We start from the raw sequence: 15,272 nt of genomic DNA, 5'->3' as shown, positions 1-15,272 counted from the left end.
CGGCGGGGCTGGGAAGATTACAGACTACGCAGCGCTTCGACTACTGCATCACCCATCGCAGCGGTACCGACCTTGGTCTTGCCCTCGGACCAGATATCACCGGTACGCAGGTCCTGATCAAGCACCAGGCTCACCGCTTGCTCGATGGCATCGGCAGCTGTGACTTGGCCGAAGCTGTAACGCAGCATCATGGACACCGAGAGAATGGTGGCCAGCGGGTTGGCGATGCCCTTGCCGGCGATGTCCGGCGCGGAGCCATGGCACGGCTCGTACATGCCCTTGTTGTTGGCGTCCAAGGATGCCGAGGGCAGCATGCCGATGGAACCAGTGAGCATCGAAGCTTCGTCAGACAAAATGTCACCAAACATGTTGTCGGTGACCATCACGTCGAATTGCTTGGGCGCGCGCACAAGTTGCATGGCGGCGTTGTCGACGTACATGTGGCTCAGTTCGACGTCCGGGTAGTCCTTGGCCACTTCCTCGACCACGGCACGCCACAGTTGGCTGGACGCCAGGACGTTGGCCTTGTCCACCGAGCACAGTTTCTTGCCGCGCACGCGCGCCATATCGAAACCGACCTTGGCGATGCGGCGAATTTCGCTCTCGCTGTACGGCAGCGTGTCGTAAGCCATGCGCTCGCCGTTTTCCAGCACCTTGCTCTCGCGCGGCTGACCGAAGTAAATGCCGCCGGTCAGCTCACGGACGATGAGGATGTCCAGGCCAGCGACGACTTCCGGCTTGAGACTGGAAGCCTCGGCCAGTTGCGGATAGAGGATGGCGGGACGCAGGTTGCCGAACAAGCCCAACTGCGACCGAATTTTCAGCAGACCGCGCTCCGGACGGATGGCCGGGTCGATGGTATCCCACTTCGGTCCGCCAACGGCGCCGAGCAGCACGGCATCGGCGGCCTTAGCACGCGCCAGGGTTTCGTCAGCCAGCGGCACGCCGTAACGGTCGATGGCTGCGCCACCCAGGTCATCGAAGCTCAGCTCGAACCCCAAGGCGTACTTGTCGTTGGCCAGGTTCAGTACCTTGACCGCCTCGGCCATGATTTCCGGGCCGATACCATCGCCGGGGAGAACCAGAATCTGTTTGCTCATCTTTTTTCCTTCGGAAAAGGCTGCGGGCCACAGGCTTCAGGCCGCAAGCAAAAAGCCTGCAGCCTGTCGCTTGCAGCCGCTGTTATTTGATTGCGCCGAACAGCCAGGGGCTGCTCTGCTGATACTTGGCTTCGAAGGCCTTGATCGCGTCCTGATCCTGCAGGGTCAGGCCGATGTCGTCCAGACCGTTGAGCAGGCAGTGCTTGCGGAAGGCATCGACTTCGAAGCTGTACTGCACACCATCGGGGCGGGTCACAGTCTGCGCCTCGAGGTCGACGGTCAGCTGATAACCCTCGGTGGCCTCGGCCTGCTCGAACAGCGCATCGACCTCTTCATCCTTGAGGATGATCGGCAGCAGGCCGTTCTTGAAGCTGTTGTTGAAGAAGATGTCGGCGAAGCTCGGCGCGATCACGGTGCGGAAACCGTACTCATCCAGCGCCCAGGGCGCGTGCTCACGCGAGGAGCCGCAGCCAAAGTTCTCGCGAGCCAGCAGCACACTGGCGCCCTGGTAACGCGGGAAGTTCAGCACGAAATCCTTATTGATCGGACGCTTGGAGTTGTCCTGGTTCGGCTGGCCGATATCCAGGTAGCGCCACTCGTCGAACAGGTTCGGGCCAAAGCCGGTGCGCTTGATCGACTTCAGAAACTGCTTGGGAATGATCTGGTCGGTGTCGACGTTGGCACGATCAAGTGGGCAAACCAGGCCAGTGTGTTGGGTGAAAGCTTTCATGTGCGGTCTCCTCAGGCCTGGATCAATTCACGAACGTCGATGAAGCGGCCTGTCACCGCAGCAGCGGCAGCCATGGCCGGGCTGACCAAGTGGGTACGACCACCCGCGCCCTGACGGCCTTCGAAGTTACGATTGGAGGTCGAGGCACAATGCTCGCCGCTGCCCAGTTTGTCCGGGTTCATCGCCAGGCACATGGAGCAACCCGGCTCACGCCATTCGAAACCAGCTTCGATGAAGATCTTGTCCAGCCCTTCCGCCTCGGCTTGCGCCTTGACCAGGCCGGAGCCCGGCACCACCAACGCCTGCTTGACGGTCGCGGCGACCTTGCGGCCCTTGGCCACTTCTGCGGCAGCGCGCAGGTCTTCGATGCGCGAGTTGGTGCAGGAACCGATGAACACGCGATCCAGCTGGATATCGGTGATCGGCTGGTTCGCGGAGAGGCCCATGTATTTCAGCGCACGGGTGATCGAGTCCTTTTTCACCGGGTCGGCTTCAACGGCCGGATCCGGCACGTTCTGGTCGACGGCCAGCACCATTTCCGGCGAGGTGCCCCAGCTGACCTGCGGCTTGATGTCTTCGGCTTTCAGTTCGACCACGGTGTCGAACACCGCGTCAGCGTCGGACACCAGGTTCTGCCACTGCGCCACGGCCTTGTCCCAGTCGCTGCCCTTGGGCGCGAACGGACGATCCTTGACGTAGGCGATGGTCTTCTCGTCCACCGCCACCAGACCGACGCGGGCCCCCGCCTCGATGGACATATTGCAGATGGTCATGCGCCCTTCCAGCGACAGGTCGCGGATCGCGCTGCCGGCGAATTCCAGCGCATGACCGTTGCCGCCGGCGGTGCCGATCTTGCCGATCACGGCCAGGACGATGTCCTTGGCGGTCACGCCGAACGGCAATTTGCCTTCGACGCGAACCTGCATGTTCTTCATCTTCTTGGCCACCAGGCACTGGGTGGCGAGCACGTGCTCGACCTCGGAGGTGCCGATGCCGTGGGCCAGCGCACCGAAGGCGCCGTGGGTGGAGGTGTGCGAGTCGCCACAGACCACGGTCATGCCCGGCAGGGTAGCGCCCTGCTCCGGCCCGACCACGTGGACGATGCCCTGGCGCACGTCGTTCATCTTGAATTCGAGGATGCCGAAGTCATCGCAGTTCTCGTCCAGGGTCTGAACCTGGATGCGCGAGACTTCGTCGGCGATGGCTTCGAGGCCACCCTGACGCTCGGCCTTGGTGGTCGGCACGTTGTGATCCGGCGTAGCGATGTTAGCGTCGATGCGCCATGGCTTGCGTCCGGCCAGACGCAGCCCTTCGAATGCCTGCGGCGATGTCACTTCGTGGAGGATGTGACGATCGATGTAGATCAACGAGGAACCGTCGTCACGACGTTTCACTTCGTGCATTTCCCAGAGCTTGTCGTAGAGCGTCTTGCCAGTCATCAGCCTTACCTCATCAGCGCTTTTTGAGCACATCCAGCAACTGCCTGCGTTATCACCGCCCGGCGTCAGAAGTGCACCTTTCTATGCCTGGGCGAAAATGGCCCTTTGGCTTATGGGGAGAATGCTATTGCCGAGCACGAAATAACTCAAATTCATATTTTTTATTCAAAGGATTCCGCATTGGAATGTATGCTCCCTTCATCTTCCACACCCGGCGCGCTCCATGGATCTGGCCAACCTCAACGCCTTCATCGCCATCGCCGAGACGGGCAGTTTTTCCGAAGCGGGCGAGCGCCTGCACCTGACCCAGCCCGCCGTGAGCAAGCGCATCGCCGGCCTGGAACAACAGCTGGGCGTGCGCCTGTTCGATCGCCTCGGTCGCGAGATCGGTCTGACCCAGGCCGGCCGCGCCCTGCTGCCACGCGCCTACCAGATTCTCAACGTGCTGGACGACACGCGCCGCGCGCTGACCAACCTGTCCGGTGAAGTCAGCGGCCGTCTGACCCTGGCCACCAGCCACCACATCGGCCTGCATCGCCTCCCTGCCCTGCTACGCGCCTTTACCCGCGCCCACCCGCAGGTGGCGCTGGACATCCAGTTCCTCGATTCGGAAGTGGCCTATGAAGAAGTCCTGCACGGTCGTGCCGAGCTGGCGGTGATTACCCTCGCCCCGGAAACACGCGAGCCGATTCGTGCCGTGGCGGTCTGGGATGACCCGCTGGACTTCGTCGCCGCACCGGAACACCCGTTGGCGCGTAGCCAGGTGATCAGCCTGGCCGACGTGGCGCAACACCCCGCGGTCTTCCCCGGAGGCAACACCTTTACCCATCACATCGTGCAGCGCCTGTTCGAGGCTCAGGGCCTGACACCGAACATCGCCATGAGCACCAACTACCTGGAAACCATCAAGATGATGGTTTCCATCGGTCTGGCCTGGAGCGTGCTGCCACGCACCATGCTCGACGAGCAGGTCGCACGCCTGCCGATACCCGGCATTCAGCTGACCCGCCAGCTGGGCTACATCCTGCATACCGAACGCACGCTGTCCAATGCGGCACGGGCATTCATGGATCTGCTCGACAGCCAGCGGGACGACCTTGCATAGGCCACCGGCATCAGACTAACGTGGCGACATAACGATAAAAAAGTGTCTAGATGCCATTAATGCCCGCCCCGCGCATCGCGCATTCCGGAGAACGGTTCGGCCATGGCCAGATCGACTGACCAGACCCCGCCACTGCCACATATCCCGGCGATGGATCCCGCCGAATTCGAGCAAACCTGGCAAGACGCACCGCGCTTGCTGGCTGCCCTGAATGGTGCGCACCTCGGCACCTGGTACTGGGACATTCGCAGCGGCCAGGTCAACTGGTCGCGCGGCGCACAGGCGTTGTTCGGCCTCGACCCCAATCGCCCGGTGACGCGAGAACTGCATTACATCGAACTGATCCCCGAGGAGGAGCGCGCCGAAGTCCTGGCGACATTCGAGGCCATCCTCAAGGGCGAACAGATTTCCAACGCCCTGCGCCACCGCATTCGCTGGCCGGACGGCAGCCTGCACTGGCTGGAGATCACCGGCAGTCTGCAACGCGAGGCCGACGGCCGGCCACGGATGTTTGGCGTGATCCGCGATATCAGCGCCCAGCAGGAGCGTGCCGAGGCCCTGCGCGCTTCGGAAGAACGCTTCGCCAGCCTGTTCCGCCTGAGCCCCGACATCATGATGCTGGTGCGCTACGACAACAGCGAGATCGTCGAGGTCAACCAGCACTTCACCCACGCCTTCGGCTGGAACGCCAGCGACATTCTTGGCCGCCCGACCCATGAGCTGAATCTGTGGGTACACGCCAGCCAGCGCGATCAGTTGCGCCAGCAGGCACCACTGAGCCGTGAGCCGGTGATTCAGGAAGTGCAGCTGCGCACCCGCGCCGGCGACATTCTCGACGGCGTGCTGTCGAGCCAGTACATCGAACTGCAGGGCGACCGCCTGATGCTCTGCACCTTTCTCGACACCAGCGAGCGCAAGCGTGCAGAGAATGCACTGCGCGCCAGCGAGGAAAAGTTCGCCAAGGCCTTCATGCACACCCCCGACGCGGTGGCCATTACCGACCGGGCGACCGGCCGCTTCATCGAGGTCAACCCGAGTTTCGAGCAGCAATTTGGCTGGAGCAGCGCCGAAGCCGTGGGCCGCAGCTCACTGGATCTGGGCATCTGGGCTGACCCCAGCGACCGCCAGCGTATGCTCGACGCCGCGCAGATAGGGCGCCTGAACAACCTCGAGGTACGACTGTTCAGCCGCGACGGCAGCGTCACCAGCAACTTGCTGTTCGGCGGCGAAATCGAGCTCAATGGCACCACTTGCCTGGTCCTCACCGTGCGCAACATCACCGAACAGCGCGCCCAGGAACAGGCCCTTAACGAAAGCAGGCAGCGCCTGCGCCTGGCCCTGGAATCCGCCGATCTCGGCACCTGGGATTGGCATATACCCAGCAGCCGGCTGATCGCCAGTGCGCGAGCGTCACAACTCCAGGGGCTGGAGGCAGCAACCTTCAAAGGCGCCTTCCTCGATTTTTTCTGCAAAGTACCGATGGAGGACCGACACAGCCTGCGCCAGAGCTACCAAAGCCTGGTCGCAGAACGCCGCAGCCACTATCAGATCACCTATCGCGTACAGCTGGAAAATGGCGGCCTGCGTTTTCTCGAAAGCACCGCCAAGCTGCAGCTCGACGATGCCGGTCAACCACAGCGAATGGTCGGTACCCTGGTCGATATCAGCGAGCGGCTGTTGCGCGAGCAACGCCTGCAAGCCTCGGAAGAGAAATTTGCCAAGGCCTTCCACTCCAGCCCGGACGCCATCACCATCACTGAACGTGATACCGGCCGCTATATCGAGATCAACGAAGGTTTCACCCGCATCACCGGTTACCAGGGCTGGGAAGTGATCGGCCGCACGGTGCATGAGCTGAGCATCTGGGCCTACCCGGAAGAGCGCGTGCGCATGATCGAGCACCTGACCCAGCACGGCCAGGTGCTGCACATGGAAATGCACGGCCGTCACCGCGACGGCGAAGTACGCCTGGTCGACGTGTCCGTGCAACCCATCGAACTCAATGATGTGCCCTGCCTGCTGCTCACCGCGCGCGACACCAGTGAACTGAAGCAGGCCCAGGCGCAGGTCCAGCACCTGGCCTATCACGATGCGTTGACCAACCTGCCCAACCGCGCCCTGCTGATGGATCGTCTGACCCAACAGATTGCCCTGCTCAAGCGCCATGAACTGCGCGGCGCCCTGCTGTTTCTCGACCTCGACCACTTCAAACACATCAACGACTCGCTCGGCCATCCCGTCGGCGACTCGGTACTGCGCCTGATCTCCGCGCGCCTGGAAGCCAGCGTGCGCCTGGAGGACACCGTGGCCCGCCTCGGCGGCGACGAATTCGTGGTGCTGCTCTCTGGCCTGCAGGGCAAGCGCTCGGAAGTGACCCGCCATGTCCGCCAGGTTGCCGACAAGCTGCGCCAGTTGCTTGCCGAACCCATGCTGCTGGACGGTCACCGCCTGCAGGTGACCCCAAGCATCGGCGTTGCGCTGATCCCCGACCACGGCAACACCCCGGCCGATTTGCTCAAGCGCGCGGATATCGCCCTCTATCGCGCCAAGGACTCCGGGCGCAACGCCATCCAACTGTTTCGCACCACCATGCAGGACGCCGCCAGCGCACGCCTGCGCCTGGAAAACGACCTGCGCCTGGCCCTGGCTCGCGGCGAATTCGAACTGCACTTCCAACCCCAGGTCGATGCCCGTGACGGCAAGGTGGTCGGCGCCGAAGCGCTGTTGCGCTGGCAGCATCCACAGCTGGGCCCACAGTCGCCCGCGCAATTCATCCAGGTACTGGAAGAAAGCGGGCTGATCGTCGAGGTCGGCGGCTGGGTGCTGGCCGAAGCCTGCCATTTCTGCTCACAGCTACTCGTTGATGGCTTGGTCGACAGCGAACGCTTCAGCCTGTGCGTCAACATCAGCCCCCGCCAGTTCCGTCAGCACGACTTCGTCGAGCGAGTCGCCAGTAGCCTGCGCGACAGCCAGCTGCCCAATGCGATGCTCAAGCTGGAGATCACCGAAGGCATCGTCATTCAGAATATCGACGACACCGTCGGCAAGATGCTGCGCCTGAAGAAACATGGCGTCAGCTTCGCCATGGACGACTTTGGCACCGGCTACAGCTCGCTGACCTACCTCAAGCGCCTGCCGGTGGACATGCTGAAGATCGATCAGTCGTTCGTGCGTGACGCCACCAACGACCCTAACGATGCCGAGATCATTCGCGCCATCGTTGCCATGGCCCGCAGCCTGGGCCTGGCGCTGATCGCCGAGGGCGTGGAGCAGCAGGATCAACTGGACTTTCTAAAAGCGCAGGGTTGCCACCTCTATCAGGGTTATCTGTTCAGCAAGCCGCTACCGCAAGAAGTCTTCTGCGAACTGCTGGGAAGGTAGCAGTCGCAATCTGGTAGCGCCCTCGGTGCGCACGGCACACCCTACCTGTCGCTTGAAACGAAGAAGGCGCCCCTTGGGGCGCCTTCTCGGTCAGCTAGCGGCTCAGTTTTCCAGCGCAGGACGCTGGCTACCGATTGGAATGCGCTTGGCCTTGGCCTCTTCCGGCACGATACGCTCCAGCTCGACATGGAGCAGACCGTTGGCCAGGTTGGCACCTTTGACCTCGATATGATCCGCCAGGCGGAACGACAGCTTGAACGCACGCTGGGCGATGCCCTGATGCAGATAGCTGATGCTTTCGGCGCTGCGATCACGCTTGTTGCCCACCACGGTCAGCACGCCCCGCTCGACCTGCAACTCCAGGTCGTCTTCCTCGAAGCCGGCAGCCGCGACCACGATGCGGTAGTGGTCTTCGCCATGCTTCTCGACGTTGTAGGGCGGGTAAGAACTGCCAGCGTCATTGCTTCGCAGGGCAGATTCGAAAAGATCATTGAAACGGTCGAAACCGACGGACTGGCGGAACAGAGGGGCCAGGGACAGTACGTTGCTCATGAGTAATCTCCTGAAAATTTCAGCAAGTGTCATATCGCGGAACCCGACTTCGGCATCCCGCAGTCACTTATCTGAGGCCTGTCAGAGGAATTTCAAGGCATGCCATGGGAAATGCTGTGGAGCGAGCTCTGCTCGCGAAAATGCGTTCGCGAGCAGAGCTCGCTCCTACCGTAATGCTGTTCACTTTAAGGGGAACACGTTTGGCTCCCCTCTCCCATTTATTGGGGGCACGCCTAGTGGAGAGGGGCTGGGGGAGAGGGCTGAAAACACCGCAAAACTGCCAGTTTTCCCCTCTCCCTAACCCTCTCCCCAAAGGGGCGAGGGGACTAATCTCGTCTAACCATCGCTTATGTGAACAGCATTACGCTCCTACCGAGGTTGTTTAGATAACAACTGGTCGATACGCTCGCAATCCTGCTCGCGGCGAACTTCAGCGAACAGCGCAACAGCCTCCGGATAGGTGCGCGTGAGCATCGCCAACCACTGCTTCAGACGCCCCGGCGCGTAGCGCGGCGCCAGTTTGCGCCGTGCCTGCTGCCAGAAGTCGAGCAACAGCGACTGCAATTCGGCCCAGCTCATTTCCTCGGGCTCCTCACCAACCCTAACGGCAGCGATCTGCCGCGCCAGCCCTGGCCGAGAAACCAGGCCGCGCCCCAGCATGATGTCATCCACACCGCTGATTTCACGGCAGCGGCGCCAGTCGTCCAGCGTCCACACCTCGCCGTTGGCGAACACCGGCACGCCGACCACCTCCTGCACCCGCGCCACCCACTCCCAGTGCGCCGGCGGCTTGTAGCCCTCGACCTTGGTGCGCGCATGCACGACGATCTGGCTCGCTCCGCCTTCGGCCAGCGCCCGCGCACAGTCAAGCGCGCCCTCCTTGCCTTCGAAGCCCAAGCGCATCTTCGCCGTGACCGGAATCTCCGCCGGCACCGTGCGCCGCACTTCGCGGACGATGACATGCAACAGTTCCGGCTCCTTGAGCAGCACCGCGCCGCCACGCGACTTGTTCACCGTCTTGGCCGGGCAACCGAAGTTGAGGTCGATCACCGGCGCGCCGAGCGTGCAGGCGAAGGCAGCGTTGTCCGCCAGGCACTGCGGATCGGATCCCAGAAACTGCACGCGCATCGGTGTGCCGGCCTGAGTGCGCGAGCCATTGAACAACTCGGGCGCCAGCTTGTGATAGGTGGCAGCCGGCAACAGCCGTTCGCTGACGCGAATGAACTCGGTGACGCACCAGTCGATGCCGCCGATGCGGGTCAGCACGTCGCGCAGAATCTCGTCGACCAGCCCCTCCATGGGCGCCAGGGCGATTTGCATAAGGTTGTCCGGAAAAATGGGGCGCACAGTTTAGGGGCTGCATGAATAGCCGTCGAGCGACGCTCAGACAAGGCGAAAGACGATGCTCAAACCGCACTCAGCAGGGCCACAGGTGTCCTATCTACGGCATCAGATAGGCCACACTGACATTCCCCCCAACAGAGAGGCTCGCCATGCGTTATCTCGCACTGATCGCTCTGGGCATCTGCTGCTGGGGCGCCCAGGCTGATGAAGCAATGCCCAGCAGCATCGTCCCCATGCCGGCAGACCCGGTTGCCGATGCGCCCGCGCGCCTGATCTTCAGCCGTGACAACAACGCGCCGAATGCCTGCGACGTGGAGCTCTACGTCAATCAGCAGGTGGTGGCGAAACTCGGCCCCGGCGAGCACACCAGCCTGGACCTGCCCAACGGCGAGCTAAGTGTCGCCGTGGCCATGTCGCCGGATGGCTATTGCGGAGGCCGTGGGCCGGATGTGGCGCAGTCCGTCATCCTGCGTCCCGGCGAAACCCGTCACTTCGCCATCATGGTCGAGCCGGAGCAGGTTTTTCTTGCGCCGCAGGATGACTGAGCAGCCTACAGTTCCAGCGGATAAGGCGGCGTCAGCGCCTTGCCATAGCCCTCGACGAACTCCGCCGGCATGCGCTTGGGGCGCCCACTGGACAGTTCGATGCAGACGAAGGTGGTCTTGGCGCGCAGCAAGGTAACGCCATCCTCCGGACGCACCAGCTGGAAACGTCGATCCATCTTCAGGCGCTGATCGGATTCGACGATCCAGGTCGCCATCTGCAGATGCTGACCTTCGTAGGCGCTGGCGAGGTAGTCGATCTCATGACGCACCACAGCCATGGCGCGATCCAGGCGGCGGTATTCGACCAGGTCCAGCCCAAGGAACTGCGAGTGCCGCCAGGCGCAACGCTCCAGCCAACTGACATACTCCGCGTTGTTGGCGTGGCCGAGGCCATCGATGTCGTCTGCGCTCACTTCGATATCGATGACGAAGGGGTCGGGCAACTCCCAGTTCATGACTCTACCTCCAGGTATGCAGCCTGCATGCGGCAAGCCGGGTGATCCGATTCCAGAATGCGGCTGCCTGCTTCCTCGGCGGCCAGTCGATCAGGTGCCGCATGATACGCCGCACGGCCTCTCCATGCAGCGCCGAGCTTTCATCGTGCCATCATGGCGCGCCATAATGCCGCGCATTCGCCTGAGAGCCCGAGAACGAGCAATTGACTGCCACCCTGCGCCTATTGATGCTTCTGCTGCTACCAGCACTGACCTGGGCGCAAAGCCTGCCGCTGCCGAATGGTCAGACGCAGACATTGCCCGGGCCTTACATGGCTTTCTGGGAAGACCCGGATGGCCGTGCCGACATCACCGATGTGCATGCACTGCCCGACTCCGCCTGGCAAGCAGTGGAGCGGCGCGATGCCAGCTTCGGCTACAGCGGCAGCACCTACTGGCTACGCTTGGACGTACACAACCCGCACAGCCGCCCGCTGGGCTGGGTACTGCTGATCGGCAATCCACTGCTGGATCAACTGGACGCCTACGGCCTGGACGGCGAACGCATCTACCGCGCCGGCGACCAGCGCCCCTTCGACTGGCGCTGGGTCGAGCACCGGCAACTGGTACTGCCTCTGCACGTAGCGTCTGGCGAACGCCAGCGCATCTGGCTGCGCATGCAAACCGACGGCTCGGCCAACCTCAGCGCCAGCCTGATGACCCGCGATGCCTTCGACCACCAGGAACAGAGCAGCCTGTTACTGCAGGGCATGTTCTTCGGCGCCCTGATGGCAATGCTGATCTACAGCCTGAGCATTTTCTGCATCACCCGCGACCGCAACTACCTTTGGTACAGCCTGTTCGTCGCCAGCTTCAGTCTCTACCAGTTCATCCAGCTCGGCTTCGCCCTGCAATGGTTGTGGCCCAACGCGCTGGCCTGGCATCAACTGAGTTTCCCGCTCAGCTCCGCCCTGGCGACATGGTTCGGCATTCAATTCACCTACGGCGTGCTGGATCTGGACAAGGCCGCCAGGCCTTATCGCTGGGTCGCCAATACGCTCAAAGCCTGCGCCTGGTTGGTGCTGGGCATGGCGTTGTTTGGCCTGTACGCACCCGCCCTGATCGGCAGCTTCGTACTGGTGACCGCCTGCGCACTGGCCGCCTTCATCATTACCCTGCTGCGCTGGCGCGGCGGTTACGCAGCCGCGCGCCTGTTCGCCCTGGGCTGGTTCGTGCTGATCGCCGCCAGCCTTGCCAGCATCCTCACCGGCACCGGACTTCTGCCCTACTCGCTGCTGACCCTGCATGCCCAGCAGATTGGCGGCCTGATCGAGATGACGGTGTTCTCCATCGCCCTGGCCTCGCGCATCCGCCAGGTGCAGCAAGCCGAACGCCAGGCTCAGGCCAAGCTGATAGACCAGGAGCGCCGCCTGCGCAGCGAACAGACCAAGCACCTGGAACTGCAAACGCAGATCAGCGAAAGCCTGGAACAGCGCGTACAGGAGCGCACCGCGACGCTGCAGGACACCCTGCAGCAACTGTCCAACGCCAACCTGCGCCTGGCCGAACTGAATCGACGCGACGGGCTTACCGGCCTGTTCAACCGCCAGACACTCAGCGAAGAACTGGCGCGCGCCTGCGCCCGCGCCCTGCGCAGCCGACAGTCACTGGCAGTCCTGATGCTGGATCTGGATCACTTCAAGCAGGTCAATGACCGCTACGGCCATCTCGCCGGCGATGCCTGCCTGCGCCATGCAGCCCAGCGCATCCAGCAGCGCCTGCGCAGCAGCGACTTGCTGGCACGCTTCGGCGGCGAAGAATTCGTCATCTTGCTCGACAGCACCGATCTCACCGGCGCACTCGACCTGGCCGAACAACTGCGCGAAGAGCTCGCGCTCAATCCCTGCCTCTACCAACAACAATCGATAGCGCTGAGCCTGAGCATCGGCCTGCATGCCGGCGTACCGAGCGACCCGGACTGCGGCGAGCATTGGCTGGAACTGGCAGACCGCGCCCTTTACCGCGCCAAGGCGGGCGGCCGTAACCGTGTGGTCAGCTACGAGGCCATGGCCTTCAAGGACGCCTGAGGCACCTGCTCCACCAGTTCGAGCACAGCCTTCAGGATCACTCAACAGACGCTGATGCCCACCTGCCGGCAGGCGCACATCGAGAATCAGAGAAAGGGGACAAAACAAAAAGGGGCCACCTCTGAAGAGGTGGCCCCTGGGTTCCGCAAATGCGGCAAGAAAAATGGCGTCCCCTAGGGGACTCGAACCCCTGTTACCGCCGTGAAAGGGCGGTGTCCTAGGCCACTAGACGAAGTTCTTCGAACGACAAGGCCAGCGCTAGGCTGGCCTTGTGTGTGATTGGTGGAGCTAAACGGGATCGAACCGTTGACCTCTTGCATGCCATGCAAGCGCTCTCCCAGCTGAGCTATAGCCCCGAAACCTTGCGGTCTGGCTGCAACGCCTAAACGCTGCTGCTGGAATAAGTGGCGTCCCCTAGGGGACTCGAACCCCTGTTACCGCCGTGAAAGGGCGGTGTCCTAGGCCACTAGACGAAGGGGACAAAACCTTCGAAGAACAAGGCCAGCACTAAGCTGGCCTTGTCAGTGTTTGGTGGAGCTAAACGGGATCGAACCGTTGACCTCTTGCATGCCATGCAAGCGCTCTCCCAGCTGAGCTATAGCCCCGAAACCTTGCGGTCTGGCTGCAACGCCTAAACGCTGCTGCTGGAATAAGTGGCGTCCCCTAGGGGACTCGAACCCCTGTTACCGCCGTGAAAGGGCGGTGTCCTAGGCCACTAGACGAAGGGGACGCAAGACCCTAATCGCGAACCGATTCACATCGATTCTGGCACTCCCAAAGGAGTCGAGATTGGTGGAGCTAAACGGGATCGAACCGTTGACCTCTTGCATGCCATGCAAGCGCTCTCCCAGCTGAGCTATAGCCCCATCTCGAGGACGGGGCGCATGTTAAGAGCGCCCCGATTGGCTGTCAACAACATTTTTCCGGCCAGCCCAAAGTTTTTGCCAATAGAACAATTACTTAGAGCCTCACTCGTGGAAAGTTAGCCATAACCGTGGGAGGCGCTTCAGCGGCGACAAAATCAAATCATCGCGGCTAAAGCCCCTCCCACGGTGGCACGTCTCGACTTAGCCGATGCTCGCCAGCAGCTTCTCCCACTCCTTGGCCTCTTTCTTCGAGGTGCCGCCTAGCAGCTCCAGCGCCTGGCGCAGGCGGAAGCGAGTCAGGTCCGGGCCGAGGATCTCCATCGCATCGAGCACCGATACCGAGCTGGCCTGGCCGGTGATGGCGGCGAACATCAGCGGCATGGCATCACGCAGCTTCAACTCCAGATGCTCGACCACCGCCTGGATGCAGCCGGTGATGCGCTCCTTTTCCCACTGACGCAGCGACTCGAGCTTCCACAGGATCAGCTGCATCAGCTGACGCACCTGGTCGGGCGACAGCTTCTTGTGCTCGAACAGCTTGGTGTCCAGGTTCAGCGCGCCAGAGAAGAAGAAGCCGGCCAGCGGTGCGATCTGGCTGAAGGTTTCCACCCTGCCCTGCACGTGCGGCGCGATCTTCATCAGGTACTCGGGGTTGAGCGCCCATTTCTGCACTTCGGCGGCAAAGGTTTCCACCGGCAGCTCTCGCAGCCACTGGCCGTTGAGCCAGGACAGCTTCTCCAGATCGAAGATCGGCCCGCCCAGCGACACGCGGTTGATGTCGAAGTGCTCGATCATCTCGGCCAGGGAGAACTTCTCGCGCTCGTCCGGCATCGACCAGCCCATGCGTCCCAGGTAGTTGAGCATGGCCTGCGGCAGATAGCCCATGCGCTCGTAGAAGGTGATGCTGGTGGGGTTCTTGCGCTTGGACAGCTTGCTCTTGTCCGGATTGCGCAGCAGCGGCATATAGCACAGCGCCGGCTGTTCCCAGCCGAAGTACTCGTACAACTTGATCAGCTTGGGCGCCGACGGCAGCCATTCCTCGCCACGCAGCACGTGAGTGATGCCCATCAGGTGGTCATCGACCACATTGGCCAGGAAGTAGGTCGGCAGGCCATCGGCCTTCATCAGCACCTGCATGTCCATGCGATCCCATGGGATCTCGACATCGCCACGCAGCATGTCCGGCACAGTGCAGACACCCTCGCTGGGCACCTTCATGCGCACCACGTGCGATTCGCCCGCGGCGATGCGACGTTGCGCCTCGGCCGGCTCCAGGTGCATGCAGTGGCCGTCGTAACGCGGGGTTTCCTTGTTGGCCATCTGCTGCGCGCGCACTTCATCGAGGCGCTCGGCGGAGCAAAAGCACGGGAAGGCATGGCCCTTGCCGACCAGCTCATCGGAGTACTTCTTGTAGATCTCGCCACGCTCGCTCTGACGGTACGGGCCGTGCGGGCCGCCAACGTCCGGGCCCTCGTCCCATTCGATACCCAGCCAGCGCAGCGCATCGAAAATCTGCTGCTCGGACTCACGCGTGGAACGAACCTGGTCGGTGTCCTCGATACGCAGGATGAACTGGCCACCGTGCTGACGAGCGAAGCACAGGTTGAACAGCGCGATATAGGCGGTGCCGACATGGGGGTCGCCAGTTGGCGATGGCGCGATACGGGTACGGACGGTGGTCATGAATGC

11 protein-coding genes and 6 tRNA genes are annotated in these 15,272 nt (G+C 62.4%); 4 read left to right on the top strand and 13 right to left on the bottom strand.

Going from position 1 to position 15,272, the window contains the following annotated elements; genetic code table 11:
- Positions 1-17: 17 nt before the first annotated feature.
- The 3 genes from leuB to leuC form a co-directional block, all read right to left on the bottom strand.
- Positions 18-1,100 (bottom strand): 3-isopropylmalate dehydrogenase, encoded by a 1,083-nt coding sequence (gene leuB, locus ACNFCJ_RS08790; RefSeq protein ID WP_416770860.1) that lies wholly within the window; start codon positions 1,098-1,100, stop codon positions 18-20.
- An 82-nt stretch (positions 1,101-1,182) separates the two neighbouring features.
- Positions 1,183-1,830 carry a 3-isopropylmalate dehydratase small subunit gene (gene leuD / locus ACNFCJ_RS08785; protein WP_013715122.1) on the bottom strand — a complete coding sequence of 216 codons (648 nt, stop codon included), beginning with the start codon at positions 1,828-1,830 and terminating at the stop codon, positions 1,183-1,185.
- Between the two features lie 11 nt (positions 1,831-1,841).
- A complete protein-coding gene (leuC, locus tag ACNFCJ_RS08780; RefSeq protein ID WP_099525415.1) occupies positions 1,842-3,269 on the bottom strand; it encodes a 3-isopropylmalate dehydratase large subunit in 1,428 nt (475 codons plus the stop codon).
- Between the two features lie 223 nt (positions 3,270-3,492).
- Here leuC and ACNFCJ_RS08775 point away from each other — a divergent pair, with 223 nt between their 5' ends.
- Together ACNFCJ_RS08775 and ACNFCJ_RS08770 are read left to right on the top strand one after the other, a co-directional pair.
- Positions 3,493-4,374, top strand: a complete 882-nt coding sequence (locus ACNFCJ_RS08775) for a LysR family transcriptional regulator (RefSeq protein ID WP_013715120.1) — start codon at positions 3,493-3,495, stop codon at positions 4,372-4,374.
- Between the two features lie 102 nt (positions 4,375-4,476).
- Entirely contained in the window at positions 4,477-7,755 is a 3,279-nt protein-coding gene (locus ACNFCJ_RS08770) for an EAL and GGDEF domain-containing protein (protein WP_416770858.1), read from the top strand.
- Positions 7,756-7,857: 102 nt separating this feature from the next.
- On the opposite strand, the gene ACNFCJ_RS08765 is transcribed toward ACNFCJ_RS08770, so the two are convergent.
- Positions 7,858-8,307, bottom strand: coding sequence for an Hsp20 family protein (locus ACNFCJ_RS08765; RefSeq protein ID WP_143506267.1), 450 nt, complete (start codon positions 8,305-8,307; stop codon positions 7,858-7,860).
- A 369-nt stretch (positions 8,308-8,676) separates the two neighbouring features.
- A complete protein-coding gene (locus ACNFCJ_RS08760; RefSeq protein WP_416770856.1) occupies positions 8,677-9,627 on the bottom strand; it encodes a tRNA dihydrouridine synthase in 951 nt (316 codons plus the stop codon).
- Between the two features lie 173 nt (positions 9,628-9,800).
- Between ACNFCJ_RS08760 and ACNFCJ_RS08755 the strand changes: the two genes are divergently transcribed.
- On the top strand, positions 9,801-10,196 hold the full coding sequence (locus ACNFCJ_RS08755; RefSeq protein ID WP_416770854.1) for a hypothetical protein: 396 nt from the start codon (positions 9,801-9,803) through the stop codon (positions 10,194-10,196).
- Positions 10,197-10,201: 5 nt separating this feature from the next.
- Here the strand turns inward: ACNFCJ_RS08755 and ACNFCJ_RS08750 are convergent, their stop codons facing one another.
- Complete coding sequence (locus ACNFCJ_RS08750; protein ID WP_416770853.1) at positions 10,202-10,651, bottom strand: acyl-CoA thioesterase; 450 nt, start codon at positions 10,649-10,651, stop codon at positions 10,202-10,204.
- A 203-nt stretch (positions 10,652-10,854) separates the two neighbouring features.
- Between ACNFCJ_RS08750 and ACNFCJ_RS08745 the strand changes: the two genes are divergently transcribed.
- Positions 10,855-12,717, top strand: coding sequence for a diguanylate cyclase (locus tag ACNFCJ_RS08745; RefSeq protein ID WP_416770851.1), 1,863 nt, complete (start codon positions 10,855-10,857; stop codon positions 12,715-12,717).
- Positions 12,718-12,881: 164 nt separating this feature from the next.
- Here the strand turns inward: ACNFCJ_RS08745 and ACNFCJ_RS08740 are convergent.
- The 7 genes from ACNFCJ_RS08740 to gltX form a co-directional block, all read right to left on the bottom strand.
- Positions 12,882-12,951 (bottom strand) — tRNA-Glu (locus ACNFCJ_RS08740).
- A gap of 46 nt (positions 12,952-12,997) precedes the next feature.
- Positions 12,998-13,073 (bottom strand) — tRNA-Ala (locus ACNFCJ_RS08735).
- A gap of 49 nt (positions 13,074-13,122) precedes the next feature.
- Positions 13,123-13,198 (bottom strand) — tRNA-Glu (locus ACNFCJ_RS08730).
- A 48-nt stretch (positions 13,199-13,246) separates the two neighbouring features.
- A tRNA-Ala gene (locus ACNFCJ_RS08725) sits at positions 13,247-13,322 on the bottom strand.
- Positions 13,323-13,371: 49 nt separating this feature from the next.
- A tRNA-Glu gene (locus tag ACNFCJ_RS08720) sits at positions 13,372-13,447 on the bottom strand.
- Positions 13,448-13,507: 60 nt separating this feature from the next.
- Positions 13,508-13,583, bottom strand: a tRNA-Ala gene (locus ACNFCJ_RS08715).
- A 201-nt stretch (positions 13,584-13,784) separates the two neighbouring features.
- Entirely contained in the window at positions 13,785-15,266 is a 1,482-nt protein-coding gene (gene gltX / locus ACNFCJ_RS08710) for a glutamate--tRNA ligase (protein ID WP_416770850.1), read from the bottom strand.
- Positions 15,267-15,272: the final 6 nt, after the last annotated feature.

It is taken from the genome of Pseudomonas sp. NY15364, assembly GCF_048068235.1.
GTDB classification, from domain to species: domain Bacteria; phylum Pseudomonadota; class Gammaproteobacteria; order Pseudomonadales; family Pseudomonadaceae; genus Aquipseudomonas; species Aquipseudomonas mendocina_D.
The sequence above is the reverse complement of the archived record's forward strand: the minus strand, read 5'-3'. Positions and strand labels throughout refer to the sequence as shown.

Excerpts from the sequence above, each read along its gene's own strand:
- leuB (WP_416770860.1), bottom strand. The coding sequence starts at position 1,100 with ATGAGCAAACAGATTCTGGTTCTCCCCGGCGATGGTATCGGCCCGGAA.
- leuD (WP_013715122.1), bottom strand. The coding sequence starts at position 1,830 with ATGAAAGCTTTCACCCAACACACTGGCCTGGTTTGCCCACTTGATCGT.
- leuC (WP_099525415.1), bottom strand. The coding sequence starts at position 3,269 with ATGACTGGCAAGACGCTCTACGACAAGCTCTGGGAAATGCACGAAGTG.
- ACNFCJ_RS08775 (WP_013715120.1), top strand. The coding sequence starts at position 3,493 with ATGGATCTGGCCAACCTCAACGCCTTCATCGCCATCGCCGAGACGGGC.
- ACNFCJ_RS08770 (WP_416770858.1), top strand. The coding sequence starts at position 4,477 with ATGGCCAGATCGACTGACCAGACCCCGCCACTGCCACATATCCCGGCG.
- ACNFCJ_RS08765 (WP_143506267.1), bottom strand. The coding sequence starts at position 8,307 with ATGAGCAACGTACTGTCCCTGGCCCCTCTGTTCCGCCAGTCCGTCGGT.
- ACNFCJ_RS08760 (WP_416770856.1), bottom strand. The coding sequence starts at position 9,627 with ATGCAAATCGCCCTGGCGCCCATGGAGGGGCTGGTCGACGAGATTCTG.
- ACNFCJ_RS08755 (WP_416770854.1), top strand. The coding sequence starts at position 9,801 with ATGCGTTATCTCGCACTGATCGCTCTGGGCATCTGCTGCTGGGGCGCC.
- ACNFCJ_RS08750 (WP_416770853.1), bottom strand. The coding sequence starts at position 10,651 with ATGAACTGGGAGTTGCCCGACCCCTTCGTCATCGATATCGAAGTGAGC.
- gltX (WP_416770850.1), bottom strand. The coding sequence starts at position 15,266 with ATGACCACCGTCCGTACCCGTATCGCGCCATCGCCAACTGGCGACCCC.